At 40.0% G+C, this 14842-nt stretch carries 13 protein-coding genes; 7 read left to right on the forward strand and 6 right to left on the reverse strand.

The annotated features are described in order from the left end of the window. Positions 1-37: 37 nt before the first annotated feature. Positions 38-481, reverse strand: a complete 444-nt coding sequence (locus PQ456_RS17610; RefSeq protein ID WP_273613445.1) for a GNAT family N-acetyltransferase — start codon at positions 479-481, stop codon at positions 38-40. Positions 482-810: 329 nt separating this feature from the next. Here PQ456_RS17610 and PQ456_RS17615 point away from each other — a divergent pair, with 329 nt between their 5' ends. Continuing rightward, complete coding sequence (locus PQ456_RS17615) at positions 811-2526, forward strand: glycoside hydrolase family 13 protein (RefSeq protein ID WP_273613446.1); 1716 nt, start codon at positions 811-813, stop codon at positions 2524-2526. A gap of 51 nt (positions 2527-2577) precedes the next feature. On the opposite strand, the gene PQ456_RS17620 is transcribed toward PQ456_RS17615, so the two are convergent. Further along, entirely contained in the window at positions 2578-3372 is a 795-nt protein-coding gene (locus PQ456_RS17620; RefSeq protein WP_273613447.1) for a GNAT family N-acetyltransferase, read from the reverse strand. Between the two features lie 128 nt (positions 3373-3500). Between PQ456_RS17620 and PQ456_RS17625 the strand changes: the two genes are divergently transcribed. The 3 genes from PQ456_RS17625 to PQ456_RS17635 all read left to right on the forward strand — a co-directional run bounded on the left by PQ456_RS17625 (position 3501) and on the right by PQ456_RS17635 (position 7104). Then, positions 3501-4709 carry a cytochrome P450 gene (locus PQ456_RS17625; protein ID WP_273613448.1) on the forward strand — a complete coding sequence of 403 codons (1209 nt, stop codon included), beginning with the start codon at positions 3501-3503 and terminating at the stop codon, positions 4707-4709. 198 nt (positions 4710-4907) lie between these two features. Then, positions 4908-5879, forward strand: coding sequence for a nuclear transport factor 2 family protein (locus PQ456_RS17630; protein ID WP_273613449.1), 972 nt, complete (start codon positions 4908-4910; stop codon positions 5877-5879). A gap of 280 nt (positions 5880-6159) precedes the next feature. Then, on the forward strand, positions 6160-7104 hold the full coding sequence (locus PQ456_RS17635; protein WP_273613450.1) for an AEC family transporter: 945 nt from the start codon (positions 6160-6162) through the stop codon (positions 7102-7104). A 94-nt stretch (positions 7105-7198) separates the two neighbouring features. On the opposite strand, the gene PQ456_RS17640 is transcribed toward PQ456_RS17635, so the two are convergent. Further along, positions 7199-7816, reverse strand: a complete 618-nt coding sequence (locus PQ456_RS17640) for an NUDIX hydrolase (protein WP_273613451.1) — start codon at positions 7814-7816, stop codon at positions 7199-7201. 40 nt (positions 7817-7856) lie between these two features. Beyond that, positions 7857-8456, reverse strand: a complete 600-nt coding sequence (locus tag PQ456_RS17645; RefSeq protein ID WP_273613452.1) for a histidine phosphatase family protein — start codon at positions 8454-8456, stop codon at positions 7857-7859. A gap of 333 nt (positions 8457-8789) precedes the next feature. Between PQ456_RS17645 and asd the strand changes: the two genes are divergently transcribed. Then, positions 8790-9626 (forward strand): archaetidylserine decarboxylase, encoded by an 837-nt coding sequence (gene asd / locus PQ456_RS17650; RefSeq protein ID WP_273613453.1) that lies wholly within the window; start codon positions 8790-8792, stop codon positions 9624-9626. Between the two features lie 478 nt (positions 9627-10104). Here the strand turns inward: asd and PQ456_RS17655 are convergent, their stop codons facing one another. Continuing rightward, positions 10105-10890, reverse strand: a complete 786-nt coding sequence (locus PQ456_RS17655) for a helix-turn-helix domain-containing protein (protein ID WP_273613454.1) — start codon at positions 10888-10890, stop codon at positions 10105-10107. A gap of 100 nt (positions 10891-10990) precedes the next feature. After that, positions 10991-12559 carry a MocR-like pyridoxine biosynthesis transcription factor PdxR gene (gene pdxR / locus PQ456_RS17660; RefSeq protein WP_273613455.1) on the reverse strand — a complete coding sequence of 523 codons (1569 nt, stop codon included), beginning with the start codon at positions 12557-12559 and terminating at the stop codon, positions 10991-10993. Positions 12560-12673: 114 nt separating this feature from the next. On the opposite strand from pdxR, the gene PQ456_RS17665 reads away from it, so the two are divergent. Together PQ456_RS17665 and PQ456_RS17670 are read left to right on the forward strand one after the other, a co-directional pair. Beyond that, on the forward strand, positions 12674-13291 hold the full coding sequence (locus PQ456_RS17665; protein WP_273613456.1) for a pyridoxamine 5'-phosphate oxidase family protein: 618 nt from the start codon (positions 12674-12676) through the stop codon (positions 13289-13291). Positions 13292-13484: 193 nt separating this feature from the next. Further along, positions 13485-14783, forward strand: coding sequence for an aminotransferase class I/II-fold pyridoxal phosphate-dependent enzyme (locus tag PQ456_RS17670; protein WP_273613457.1), 1299 nt, complete (start codon positions 13485-13487; stop codon positions 14781-14783). Positions 14784-14842 lie beyond the last annotated feature (59 nt).

Genomic DNA, 14842 nt, shown 5'->3' on the forward strand with positions numbered 1-14842 from the left:
AGACACCTTTGCATCCTACTTGTGCAATTTTCTTCGTTTATAACTTTTTTACAAATCCAGTAGAAAGTCCTGCAAATCCTAATTTGCGATAAAATTCATGTGCACCTTCACGCTCATATCGATTACCGCTATTTAAAGCGATCGCTTGAGCGCCCACACTACCTGCCCAGCCTTCCGCTGCTTGCATCAAAGAATGACCTATCCCTGCACCACGATATTGTTCATCGACAACTAATGAGCCGATGCGGACATGTACTCCATCTCGTTCAAAGCGCAGTTCACGAATCAAGCCAACCATACCGACCACTTGCTCTTCTATTTCGGCTACAAATATTTGATAATCTTCATGTTGCTCTAACGCATCGATTCTTATTTTGAACACTTCTTCTGTAGTCGGGTAGCCTAATTGTTCCATTAACCCTACTAATGGTGTGATATCTTGTTGATGGGCTTCACGAATAACAACGGTATGATTGTTCATGATCATAAGCTCCTTTAGATAAATTATGTATTTGTTAGCAGTGTAGCAGATCATTGAAATGATCACAATAAATACACTTTCATCGTATTGATTCAGTGATAATCGCTTATTTCGTTTTCGTCTGTGACTAAATTGGATAAAAGTAAAGTAGAGATATCGCGTACATCGTAGTACTTAGAATAGTAAGCTATTATGTTCTGCTCAAACACCAAGCGATTTTGCAAAGTGCTCTATCTTCTTATTTGCAAATCAATTACACAAGAAAGTGCAACTCTTTATTCATTATTTACTATAAACATATACTCAGCTTGCAGATGGAGGAACCAACGATGATACGCAAATGGTGGAAAGAAAATGCAATCTATCAGATTTATCCAAGAAGTTTTAAAGATTCTAACGGTGATGGTATCGGCGATTTTCAAGGCATTATTTCCAAATTAGATTATCTGCAAGAACTCGGGATCGGGGCGATCTGGCTGTGCCCTATTTATGAATCTCCCAATTTTGATAACGGTTATGATATCAGTGATTTTCAAGCGATTATGAAAGATTTCGGAACGATGCAGGATTTCGACGAATTTATGCGTGAAGCTCATGAACGGGGAATCAAAGTTGTGCTCGATATGGTGCTCAATCATACATCGGATAAGCACGATTGGTTTGTCGAATCACGTTCTTCACTGGATAATCCGAAGCGGGATTATTATATCTGGCGTAAAGGAAAAAATGGCGGCTATCCGAATAACTGGGAGTCGTATTTTAGCGGTTCGGTCTGGGAATATGATCAAGAAACAGAAGAATACTATATGCATCTCTATGCCCGTCAACAACCTGACCTGAACTGGGAAAACAAAGAAGTGGTCAATGAATTACACGATATGATTCGCTGGTGGATGGATAAAGGTGTCGATGGATTCCGTCTAGATGCGATCGCTCATATTGTCAAAGCTGTTGGTCTACCGGATGCGGATAATCCACAAAATCTACCGGTTGTACAAGCTTTTCAATTTTTCTCCAATCTGGAAAAAGTCCATACCTTACTGAAAGACCTCAATCAGCAAGTATTTGCAACACGTGATCTGATGACAGTGGGTGAAACATCCGGTCTTGGCCCTGAACAAGCTCTCGAATATGTGGGAAATGAACGTCATGAACTGGATATGGTGTTCCAATTTGAACATATGCATCTGGATTGTGTCGGTACAGGAAGTTCCAAATGGGTAGGGCGAAGCTGGAACTTGTTAGATATCAAAAAGATTATGAGTCACTGGCAGACCGTTCTACATGGCAAAGGCTGGAATGCAAATTACTTCTCTAACCATGATCAACCAAGACATCTATCACGCTTTGGCAATACAGGCGAATACCGCAAACAATCTGCCAAAATGTTAGCAACACTGATCCATTTACTACAAGGAACTCCATATATTTATCAAGGTGAAGAGATTGGAATGACCAATGCGAGCTTCCAGCATATTGAAGATTACCGCGATGTAGAGACGATTAATTACTACAATATTTCGTTAAAAGAAGGCAAAACCGAAGAAGAGATTCTGAAAAATTTGGCTAGACGTAGTCGGGATAATGCTCGTACTCCAATGCAATGGGATAATACAACTCATGCTGGCTTTACAGATGGCAATCCATGGATTCAAGTCAATTCAAACTATACGGATATCAATGTAGAACAAGCGCTTAACGACCCTGACTCGATTTTTTACTATTATAAAAGTCTAATCGCTTTACGCAAAAAATATCCGGTTGTGATCTATGGAGATTATCGGTTGCTCTGTGCTTTGCATCATCAAGTGTATTCGTTTATACGTAGTTATGAAGGCACTGAGTTAATGGTTATTATGAATTTCTTTGATGATAAACCGACATTTGAATTATCTGAACGTATTAGTGATGAAGGATGGGAACTGGTCTTATCTAACTATGATGATCACGAACATCACCAACTTCATTCTTTACCGTTACGTCCGTATGAGACTAGAGTATATTACAAAGATACTCCATCCGTTTTACCCAAATCGACTCATTAAATAATTGAGTAGTAAACACAAAAAAGAGCGCCCGATCATAGGCGCTCTTTGTTATTTTTCTAGCAATACACGATACCAATAGCGATATATTTCTTCAAATCCTAGATGACGATAGAGCTGAATAGCCACCTCATTATGTTCACCTACATGTAGATACGTATAACTTGCTCCTTTGTCTTTTGCCCATTTCATCAGATGGTATAACATTGTTCTAGCAAAACCAAGACGTCGATAAGCAGCCCCTGTGATCACATCGTAAATACCCATATAATCACCATCTATAATCCCAATAGCACAAGCTACAGGTGTTCCTGCTTGATAAAGCGTGATATACGCTTTTGGTAATGATGGATTCACCTTCATCAATTTGGCAATAGATTGACCTACATTATCAGGCCATTGTCCAAGTGTGCTCGCTTGTCTAATCCACGCTTCACTCCACTGCTCTTCAATGGTATAAGTTACTTCCGATAACCTTTGTTGTTGAGTACTTTTGTAGTTAGCATACTCTTGATCGATCATATTGAGTGACTTCAACTGTACGCTTGTCTCATCTTGGATCTGATAATTTCGTGCATGTAGAAGTTGATCGAGTATCGTCGGCTCTACAAAAGAAGTCATTTTAAAAACAACCGGCAATTGCGCCTGATGATACTGTGCTTCACAATAAGCGATCTGCTCTTCCAGCGTCATTTTCGTTTCTACATAATCTAACGGGCTGACAGAATTGGAACGTTTACTATAGCCGTCAGAAAGACGTATATTCCATCCATTGAGCAGTTGACTCTGTAGTGCAGGCCATGTCTGTAGCGAACTTTGTTCGATCTTTTTCCATAAAATATTCATATGTAGCCCACCTTTCAACTGTATGTATAAGTCATGAAAAATTACAAAATTTGTATCTTGGCACAAGTACGTTTATAATAAAGAAAGAGTTTTATATGTAAATAAATATATAAAGGTGGAGGAATATCATGAATCAAGCTACCAAGAAGTATGCAAACTACATTCCTATTCGAGAACTGGCAGCGATTGAAAGTCAGCTATCTCCTTTTACCGTTTATGATGAAATGCGCGAACAGACCCCTGTTCGGTATGATGAAAATCGCAAATGTTGGGACGTTTTCCGTTATGAAGATGTTCAATATGTGCTTAAAAATCCAAAATTATTCTCGTCTCAGCGTAATCGTGCCAATGAGAGTATGTTGACAACCGATCCACCCAAACACAAACAATTACGTGATCTAGTGAATCAAGCATTTACTCCGCGTGCGATAGAAGCGTTGGCTCCACGTATTCAAGAAATTGCCGATGATCTGCTTTCTTCTCATTTAGCCAAAGGAAAGATCCGTATGGTTTATGATCTCGCTACACCGCTTCCGGTTATCGTGATTGCTGAATTAATCGGTGTACCTACATCAGATCGTGATAAATTTAAAGAATGGTCAGATGTACAGGTAAAAGGCGCTAGAGATGATAGCGATGAAGCTTTCCAAGAATTAATGGCGGAAAAAGCTAAAAATCATGAAGAATTATCTAATTACTTCACTGCTATTATGGAGCAACGTCGTGTACAACCGGAAGATGACCTGATCTCATTATTGTTAGCAGCAGAAATTGATGGTCAGAAATTAACAGATAAAGAAATCGTCGGCTTTTGTATTCTGTTGCTAGCAGCAGGTAATGAGACGACCACTAATCTGATAACGAATGGTGTTCGGATTCTGGCGGAACAACCTCAATTGCAAGAGCAATTACGTGAGCATCCAGAAATGATCCAGACTGCTGTCGAAGAAACGTTGCGTTATTATCCACCAATTGTCGCTATTGGACGGGTAGCCAAAGAAACAGTTGAGCTAGGAGGGCAGACGATTCAAGCAGGAGATCAAGTCATCTCATGGGTCGGTTCAGCTAACCGAGATGAACAGAAATTTGCAGATGCAGATACATTTGTTCCTAATCGCAAGCCCAATCAACATATGGGATTCGGATTCGGAATTCACTTCTGTCTCGGCGCTCCGCTTGCTCGCTTAGAAGGTAGAGTCGTATTACAGACATTGTTAAATCATATGGAACATATTCAACTGGTTCCTGATACGACATTGCAACCGATTCAAAGCGCTTTCGTATTTGGAGTAAAAGAATACCCGATTACATTCACACCACGCAATATAAATGAATAGAAGCATTATATACGAAGAGCCACTTCATCGTCTACCTGACATGAAGTGGCTTTTTTTGTTGTCATTACAAGCTTTTTTTGTTGTTACTGCAAGTATGTAACCGTTTCAAAGTAAAACTTGCATACATGTAACTATGTAAGTTACAATCATTCCATCCATACAGGATACAAGATCATTTTATACAAAGGAGTGTTATTCATGATGAAGAAAACAAGTACATTGGCAATCAGTTTTACATTAGCATCTGCGCTTGCAGTTACAGGTGTTCAGGCGAGTCCACTTGCAGGATCAAAAGATAATACATGCACCTCTTCTCCTGTCAAAATATCTTCTACCAGTGCGACACCAACTAGCACGACAACAGCGAAGTCTACAGAAGCGCAACTGGCTAAAAACAAAAAGCTGGTACTCAACATGTACAAAGATATTTTCAATGATCATGAATTGAACAAAGCTAGCTTGTATATCGTCTCAAATTATAAGCAACACAATCCGTTAGCTGCAGATGGTCGTCAAGCTTTCGTGAAATTTTTTGGATCTTATCTGAAGCAGAATCCAAATTATAAATCTGAAGTAAAACGCATTATCGCTCAAAATGATCTAGTGGTTGTGCATAATTATGTGACCACAGGTGCAAAAGATCGTGGAAGCTCTGTAGTCGATATTTTCCGTATCAAAAACAATAAAATCGTAGAGCACTGGGATGTTTTCCAACCGGTTCCTGAGAAATCAGCAAATACAAATACAATGTTCCCTGCTAAAGGTACACCTGTCGAAGTGACTCCTCTAAGCCCGAGTGAAGTTCAAGCAAATGCCAAAATGGTGCGAACATTCTACGATGATCTTTTTAACAAACACGATGTATCTGTGATTAACAAATATATCGCAGAAGATTATATTCAACATAATCCTACCGTGCCTACAGGCAGAGAACCTTTAAATCAATTTGCTTCATTTTTACAATCTAACAAAAATAGCAGCAACAAAATTATTCGTGTTATTGCAGAAGGTGATATAGTCGTTCTGCATAGCTGGAGCCGTATGGATAAAAATGATCGTGGTTCTGCAGTAGTCGATATTTTCAGAGTAGCTGATGGTAAAATTGTAGAACACTGGGATACTATACAAGCCGTTCCTGAGAAATCAGCTAACAAAAATACAATGTTTTAAGTTCGGTCTCATCTACAATCTAAATAAATAAATCTTCGCTTAGTTGACGAAGAATGATTGGGAACATACAAAAGCCACTTCATGGACGCTGTAACTAGCAGCGTAACGAAGTGGCTTTTGTGTGCTCTGATATATCATATATTTTCAATCAGATTGCTACATCCAATAAACGAATAATCATTAATAGGTACAGACTATAAATGAATAGGATATAGATATTTGACGAAGAGTACATTCAGACGTAAATTGGTAACATCGAACTGGAAAGGATGAATACCATTTGATCATGAATCTGTTACATACGTTATATCAAGTTTTTTTGCCGATCTCGCTACCTGTGATTGGTGGTATTCTGCTCAAGCGATTTCGCAATCTCGATAGTAAACCGATTGCTACGATGTCTCTGTATGTATTAACACCAGCGATTGTGTTTAATACTTTATTGCATGCTGATATTTCGCTACAAGATATAGGCACTACTATTAGCTTTTCATTATTAAGTCTTGTGTTATTATGGGCGATTGCGGTCGGGTTGAGTCGTATTTTACGATTGAATAAAGAAGAACAAGCCGGTCTAACACTTATCTCTACATTTACGAACTGTGTGAATTATGGGCTACCGTTGGTATTACTAGCTTTTGGACAATTGGGATTAGATAAAGCTTCGGTCTATGTAATCGGGCAAATGATTATTGTAAATACTGTCGGTGTGTTTTTTGCAGCTCGTTCTCAATTTTCGGTAAAACAAGCAGGTATGGCTATTTTTCGATTACCTGCCATCTATGCGACCGTGATCGCTATTGTATTACGAGTAACTGATCTTTCATTGCCAACTGCACTTGATTCTGGATTTGCGATGTTAGCGGCGGCTTATTCACCAGTAGCGCTTGTTGTTCTAGGCACACAGATGATTACGATGGGCACTACAAGCTCTACGACCCCTGCTGAACACACAATATCATCTAGCAACAGAGCATTCTGGGCAGGCATGAGTATTCGTCTCGTAGGCGCTCCGTTGCTGTCATGGGTATTGTTAACATTGTTGCATGTGGAAGGCATATTGTTTAGTGTATTGTTGATTCTTACATCGATGCCAACCGCAGTCAATGCTGTTATTCTTGCAGGACAATTCAATGCGGCTCCCCAGCTTGTCTCGCGTTGTATTCTTTGGACAACACTGGCTTCATTTATAGTGATGCCGGTATTGATCGTCTGGTTACAATAATCATCTCTTACAATCATGATCCGATGATTGTTATCGTAACTAGACATGTTCTGGTTTTCTTTATTTTTACAATGATCAATACAGTTACTTATTATTAATCGCAAAATACTGTTTTGTGCGGACTGCTGTTACTATCAAACATTTTCAATATTTGCTCCTGGGTATTACGTTCTACCGATAAAGGCGGTAATTCATGGGCAGCAAAAAAGCCGACTTCGGATGTCTCATCACCTACGGTTGCTTCTCCGCCAACTATCCGGCACAAAATAAAAAACTTATATACATGCCAGGGAGATGGTGGATGGTTATGGAAATTTTTATCCGCAACACCAAGCAGACGAACCGCTTCTACATCGAAGCCAGATTCTTCTTTTGTTTCTTTAACTGCAATCTGCTTGGGCGATAATCCTATATCTCCCCATCCACCCGGTAATGCCCATGCACCGTCTTGCTTTTCACGTACCATCAAGATTTTATCGTTTTGAAAAACAACCGCGCGGATATCGACTTTGGGCGTTGCATACCCTGTCTCATTGGCAAAAAGCGCTTGCACTTTTTCCACTTCTACATCGGTGTACTGATGCATAATCTCTACACTAAGTTCGCGTAACTGTTGGAAACGTTCAATATCATACATATCTTTAGAGTATTCTAGCCCTGCTTGACTGATCGCTTGAATCTGTTTCGCCCATTCTAGCCACTTTAATTGCATGATTCTAATCTCCTTTGATTACAAACGATCTGTACCCTCTTTATTCCAAAGCTTCTGCTTCAGACGGTAATAAATGTTGAGTACAGTTATATAATTCACAACTCCACACATGATCTTCATTACAGTGTACAACAGTCATCGACATATTTTCCAGTCCATGCCATTTCGGTTCATCTGCCAAAATCTGATTTAACACATGATTAAGTAACACGCCATGACTGACAATCAAAATGCGTTCATTTGGATAAAGACTCACTAATTCTTCCAGACAGCTCACTCCACGTGCCGCTCCAGACTCAGGCGTTTCCAATCCAAGATCTTGATTTTTCCAGTCTTCTCCCCAGCGTTCGATACGGTCAGCTTGAGTCGTTCCCTCAATCAGACCTCCATCCAATTCACGTAGACGAGGATCAGAACTAATTTGCAAATCTCCACCTTCTGCTATCGCTTGCGCTGTCTGTTGTGCACGAATCAGATCACTTGCATAAATGCGATCCCACGATTCGGTTTGGATTCGTTTGCCTAATTGATACGCTTGCTCCCAACCACCTTCATCTAGTGGAATATCTGAACTCCCCTGTGCTCTGCCTTCTTTATTCCAAATGGTACTACCATGTCTGATTAATCCAAATGTAGTCATTATTATTCCTCCATTCACGTACTTACTTCTGTATGATTTAGCATATCCTTCTGTATATATCAAATGGTACGATTATCAATTGTGATCTCTCTATTTTATCACTGTTAGGTGACAATTCGTAGGCTGATTTTAGATACGATCCTGTCACATTTGATTCAAACCATTGATTTCATGTGTTATATATGGCAATATAACGTAGCGAACCAACGAGCGTTATCGTCCAGTATTTTAGCGAGTAAAAAGCATTTTTTAATAGAATTATGGTCGTGCTTGTCTATTCAAGCACTACATCATATTTGTTTTCCCGAATGTAGAAAGGGGTTCAATTTTATTATGGCCAACACAGTGTTTCGCCTGATGACCGAGTTATCTTCACGCAAGTGGGTTTCACGGCTTACAGGAAGCTTCGCTAAATCACGGGCCAGCCGGACATTTATCCCGAAATTTATCCAGGCATATCATATTCCAGCGGAAGAAGCAGAAAAAAACATACAAGATTATAATAGCCTTAATGAATTTTTCACACGTCGACTTCGTCCTGGAATGCGTCCGATTGATGCTGATCCAATGTCGCTTGTGAGTCCGGTCGATGCTGTGATTACAGCAATGGGGCCACTTCAGAACAATGTCATTCCACAAGTAAAAGGTCAAGACTACTTACTGGAAGAACTACTTAATTATTCTCCACGTATGGAGACGTACAAAGATGGATATATGTTTGTGCTCTATTTAAGCCCTACTGATTATCATCGTATTCATTCACCTGTTACAGGTAGACAGACCGAGTCTGAACATATTCCAGGCAAAGTTTATCCTGTCAATGATAAAGGTATGACCTTTATGCGTTCTGTACTCAGTCGTAATGAACGATTAATTACCTACATGTCTCATGATTGTGGCGAAGTGGCTGTCGTCAAAGTAGGTGCGCTCAATGTAAGCAGTATTCAATACGCTGATCCTGAACGTACATCATGGCAAAAAGGTGATGAGCTGGCTTATTTCGAATTTGGTTCTACAGTAGTTCTACTGGTGCAACAAGGAACATTTATAGCCAATGAACAATTACACATTGGTAGTAAAGTTAAAATGGGAGAACGTCTGGGTACACTGGTCGATTTGCAAGCTACTCGCCCTTATCGTCGTGTTGCTCCAGAAACGGTTCAATCTTAATCATATACTTCTACATGGATGTAGAGATAAGAATAGAAAGACAGCCCTATTTGAAAGAATACTTTCAAGCAGGGCTGTCTTTCTATCATCTGATCAACCGGTAAAGGTTGAGATATGCTATATATAGTAGATTGCTGAATACACATTCAACAAGCCTTGTATAAGTTAAAAGAACGACCTAAGTATACACCTTGTGATCAAAACCACGATTCAGTAAGAGTAGTGGACATTTTGAATCGACGCAGCCGATTACGAAAAATGTTTTTACCTGCTGTAGATGAACCGCCTCTGTTACGAATCCGCTGTCTAAAACGCATTTTCTGTAGACCTCCTTCCATTTACATTACGTTAACATGACAAGTATTACCCGTTGACAATTATTGTGAAACAATCAGAAATCACGGGTATCCCTATCTTAAATCAAGCATAATGTAAAATGCAAAGTTTACAGAAATGTGTAGTTGACCCTATATCCTATTTATCTAATCTCAGACGGGCTTTTACCTGTATATTGCTTAAATTGACGACTGAAAAAGAAAATATCTCGATATCCCAGTGCATCTGCTACTTCAGTTACATTCATGCCTGTATAGACTAGCAAATGTTCTGCTCGTTCGATCCGCATTTTGATAATATACGATTGCACCGATACACCGATTAACTCTTTGAATTTGATCGAAAAATAGCGTGGTGACAATCCGGCACGTGAAGCCAAATCTTCTACCCGATGAGCCAGACTGGGATGCTGACGAATATAGTTCGCAATTTCCTGCACAACTTCGCTTAGCTGATTACTGACTTTACGCTCTACCGGTTCACGCTGATCTTCACGTAATAAATGAATCATCAACTGCTTCAAAATCAGCTTGGCTTCTTCTTCTGCGGCAAAAGCTTGTTCGAGAAATAATCGTACATACCGTACTAGCATATATTCAAAATCAATTCGCTCTTCTAATTTGCGATAACGTACAGGAATCATTTGCGCCGGTTCAGCGATATCAAAATGAATATAAGTAAGCACCAGTGGTTTTTGCGGATTGTGTGTCGCTGTTGTCTCATCCCCCGGATAGAACAAAAAACAACTGCCTTGACTGATCGGATAAGGCTCACCGTTTAAAATTAATTCTCCTTCACCGCTCCACACATAGAATAAATCATAATTGGGCATCGGTTTTTCACGTTTGGGCCAACGCCATTCTGGTTCACAAAAAATTTTAGCAAAAGCTGGTTTCAGTATAAATGAAGAAGGTGACAAATTCAGCATCACTCAACCCTCCTTGATTTTTATTTTATCTATAGCTCTATTCAATCCTAACAACAGATGAGATAGCTTTTCTTTATATTGACCAAAAAGTCTGTAACCGTCAATCATTGTATTGCATACGATCCCATGATTCTCGCAGACGGCGAACACCTTCAATAATATGAGATTCAGGCAGATACGCGAAAATAAAACAAGCAGACGGTACGGTAGGCACAATCTGATACGTAGCAGCATCACGCCAGACTACACCATGACGATAAGCAGATTGCATCCACTGATTATACATAGCAGGTTGGTGTTTCCAGGTGGCATAAGCATGTAATCCGCAATCCGTTTGTTGCCAGTGAAATAGTTCATCCAGATTGTACTCATGAATCGCTTGTTGAAAAACATCATAACGTGAGCGATATAACCGATTCATACGACGCAAATGTCGTACATAATCACCACGAATCATAAATCGAGCTAATGCTCTTTGCTCTAATCTAGCAGGTGGCAATGGATCATAGATACGCTTGGCAGCAGTAAGTGCTTGCGCCAGTACGGTCGGCAAGATCGCATAACCAAGACGCAGACTGCTGAACATACTTCTGGAAAAGGAGCCGACATAGATCACACAATTCGTATCATCTAAAGCTTTGAGCGGTTCGATTGGACGACCCGACCAGCGAAATTCACTATCATAATCATCTTCGATGATCCATGCTCCACGAGATCTTGCCCATTGTAAAATATGTTGACGACGAGCCAGTGGTAATATGGATCCAGTCGGAAATTGACGACCCGGTGTGACAACTAACAATTGAGCATGCCAATCTTCTGGAATAATGCCATGCTGATCTAGCGGAGCCGGTTCGATCTTCCCTCCACATGCCGTAATCGCACGCCGTATACCGGAGTAACAGGGATTTTCCAAAATGACGGTATCTTGTTCATTGATTAACAATTGACACAATAAAGCAATCACTTCCATAGAACCGCTACACAATACCACTTGTTCTGGAGTAGCTGTAATTCCTCGTGTTCGCCCTACATGATGACAGATCGCTTCACGCAACCAGAGATCACCTTGAACTGTCGCTTTATTGGTATCAAGTGCTGACTTTTGCACATCTTTACCTGCAGCAGACAGTGCACTTTTCCACGAAATCTGCGAACTGCCTTCTAATATAATTTCGCCCGATTGAAAAGAAATGATGTCAGGTGGTGCATCTGTAGAGTTCATTTGTTGATGTAGAGACTTCACTAGATGATGTTCATCATAAGTAGAATCTGGTGTATATGTGCGAGTCTCTATAATTTCCTGTTCAATCTGAACAATCCGTTGTCCCCATAGCGATAAAGGAGGCAAAGGTGCTGTCGTATTCGATATATGATCTGCTTGGATCGGAATATCGTTATCTGTATTCGATAAAAGAGATTGTTCAATCACAAAAGTTCCTTTACCTACAGCAGATTGAATATATCCTTCAGCCAGTAGCATGTCATACGCTTCCGATACACTTCCACGTGATAATCCATACATCGTAGCTAGATCACGAGTAGAAGGTAGACGTGTTCCACTGGCTAGCGATCCATTTAGAATACCTTCTCGCAGTGCATGGTATAACGCTACATATTTATGTTGATACTTCTGAATAGCACGCTGATACGCAATCGTAATATCCATCGTATTCTCCTTTATTGGACTACTTGTTTTCATGCAAATTGGCTCTTTTGACTAATCCAATTGTAGCATATGCTGAAATGCATAGATGGTCAATACACAAAAGGAGAGATACATATGAGACGCAAAGAATTTACGATCGAAGAAGAACAAGAACTGGAAACATTTTTACAAGAAATGAGTTTTGGATTTCTAGGGATGAGTCATGAAGATGGATTTCCGAGGGTGATTCCACTCAACTTTGCTTATGGTAAAGGGGTGTTTTATATTCATGGTAGTCGCGCAGGAGAGAAAATGAAATTGCTCAAACAGGATACTCGTGTTACATTTTCGGTCGCCAAAGAGTACGCGCTGATTCCTTCTTACTTTACCGATGCTGAACTGGCTTGCCCGGCGACAGCCTTTTTTAAAAGTGTAACGGTGCGTGGACATGCAGAGTTGATCACCGATCTGGAAGAGAAAGCAGATGCTTTTTCGATATTTATGCACAAGCTCCAACCTGAAGGCGGTTATGATACGATTGATGCGAATGATCCACGTTATATTCCGCAATTAAAAGGCGTCGCTTTGATCAAAATTGTCCCGCAGGAATGGACAGCCAAGTTCAAATTCGGTCAAAATGTCAAAGGCGATCAGCGTCAACATATTATTGATGGTCTCCAAGAACGTGGTCTTGACGATGATCTAACTACAATCGAAATGATGAAAAAATACTGTCCACATCATCAAAGTTAAGGGCTATTGGGCTATATGTTATAAGATTCACATCATAGTCACAACTTACACATCAAATTTCACTTCCTGAACGGTGACACTTCAACGCGAAAAATGATATACTAGGGCAGCAGAAATCAGGCGAACTTCTACTGTTCCATTATCATCAGGTGCGGCTGATTCATTATTTAACAGACCTGGAAGGATGAAAACGATGAACCCACTGGCTGGACAATTGAACGAGAAACTGAAAACAGATAGTCCTCATATTTATGAGATGTTATCGACTCTTGGCAAAGAGATTTATTTCCCAAAAGAAGGTATATTAAGTCAATCGGCAGAAGCATCAAGCCAGGCTAAAAAATATAATGCAACGATCGGAATTGCAACTGAAAATGGTGGACCGATGCATTTGAAGGTGCTACAAGATTCGTTGTCTGCTTTTGCTCCTAAAGATTTGTACCCTTATGCTCCACCTGCGGGCAAACCAGAACTTCGCAGTGTATGGCGTGAGAAAATGATCAAAGACAATCCTTCATTACAAGATAAAAAATTCAGTAACCCTATCGTTACCAATGCGTTGACACATGGTCTAAGCATTGTAGCGGATCTGTTCGCAGACGTAGGCGATGCTGTTATATATCCAGATAAAAACTGGGAAAACTATGAGCTTACTTTTGCGGTTCGTCGCGGAGCAGAGATTATCACTTATCCATTATTTACAGCAGAAATGACATTTAACAGCGATGGATTAAGAGATGCTCTTTTAGCGCAAAAAGAAAAAGGTAAAGCGATCGTTGTTCTCAATTTCCCTAACAACCCGACAGGTTATACTCCAAGTGTAGCGGATGGTAAAAAAATCGTAGCTGCAATCAACGAAGCGGCGGAAGCAGGAATCAATGTAGTCGTAGTTACTGATGATGCTTACTTCGGATTATTTTTTGAAGATTCGTTGCATGAATCATTGTTCGGCTCATTGCTTGACTTGCACCCACGTATTCTACCGATCAAAGTCGATGGTGCAACCAAAGAAGAATATGTATGGGGATTCCGTGTCGGCTTTATCACATATGGCGCGCAAGATACAGAATCTATTGTAGCTTTAGAACAAAAAACACTGGGTATTATTCGTGCAACCATTTCCAGCGGGCCACACCCATCACAGACTTTTATTTTAAAAGCGTTACAAGATTCTAATTTCGAAGCGCAAAAAGAAGAAAAGTTCCAAATCATGAAAGGCAGAGCAAACAAAGTTAAAGAATTGCTCGACACTGATAAATATCAAGATGCATGGGAATACTATCCATTCAACTCGGGATACTTTATGTGCCTCAAATTAAAAGACGTATCTGCGGAAGATGTTCGTCTACGTTTACTACGTGAATACGAAGTCGGCACAATCGCTCTTGGCGCACATGACCTTCGCGTTGCTTTCTCTTGTATCGCTGAAGAATATTTGGAAGACCTGTTCAACTTGATCTACCAAGCGGTTCAAGATGTGAAAAAAGGCTAATTTATTTGAATGAACTGTTATAATTAAAAAAGCTTCTGTCCACTATTGAGAGAATTATT

This window comes from Paenibacillus kyungheensis (genome assembly GCF_028606985.1).
Classification (GTDB): domain Bacteria; phylum Bacillota; class Bacilli; order Paenibacillales; family Paenibacillaceae; genus Saccharibacillus; species Saccharibacillus kyungheensis.

Excerpts from the sequence above, each read along its gene's own strand:
- PQ456_RS17610 (WP_273613445.1), bottom strand. The coding sequence starts at position 481 with ATGAACAATCATACCGTTGTTATTCGTGAAGCCCATCAACAAGATATC.
- PQ456_RS17615 (WP_273613446.1), top strand. The coding sequence starts at position 811 with ATGATACGCAAATGGTGGAAAGAAAATGCAATCTATCAGATTTATCCA.
- PQ456_RS17620 (WP_273613447.1), bottom strand. The coding sequence starts at position 3,372 with ATGAATATTTTATGGAAAAAGATCGAACAAAGTTCGCTACAGACATGG.
- PQ456_RS17625 (WP_273613448.1), top strand. The coding sequence starts at position 3,501 with ATGAATCAAGCTACCAAGAAGTATGCAAACTACATTCCTATTCGAGAA.
- PQ456_RS17630 (WP_273613449.1), top strand. The coding sequence starts at position 4,908 with ATGATGAAGAAAACAAGTACATTGGCAATCAGTTTTACATTAGCATCT.
- PQ456_RS17640 (WP_273613451.1), bottom strand. The coding sequence starts at position 7,816 with ATGCAATTAAAGTGGCTAGAATGGGCGAAACAGATTCAAGCGATCAGT.
- PQ456_RS17645 (WP_273613452.1), bottom strand. The coding sequence starts at position 8,456 with ATGACTACATTTGGATTAATCAGACATGGTAGTACCATTTGGAATAAA.
- asd (WP_273613453.1), top strand. The coding sequence starts at position 8,790 with ATGGCCAACACAGTGTTTCGCCTGATGACCGAGTTATCTTCACGCAAG.
- PQ456_RS17655 (WP_273613454.1), bottom strand. The coding sequence starts at position 10,890 with ATGCTGAATTTGTCACCTTCTTCATTTATACTGAAACCAGCTTTTGCT.
- pdxR (WP_273613455.1), bottom strand. The coding sequence starts at position 12,559 with ATGGATATTACGATTGCGTATCAGCGTGCTATTCAGAAGTATCAACAT.
- PQ456_RS17665 (WP_273613456.1), top strand. The coding sequence starts at position 12,674 with ATGAGACGCAAAGAATTTACGATCGAAGAAGAACAAGAACTGGAAACA.
- PQ456_RS17670 (WP_273613457.1), top strand. The coding sequence starts at position 13,485 with ATGAACCCACTGGCTGGACAATTGAACGAGAAACTGAAAACAGATAGT.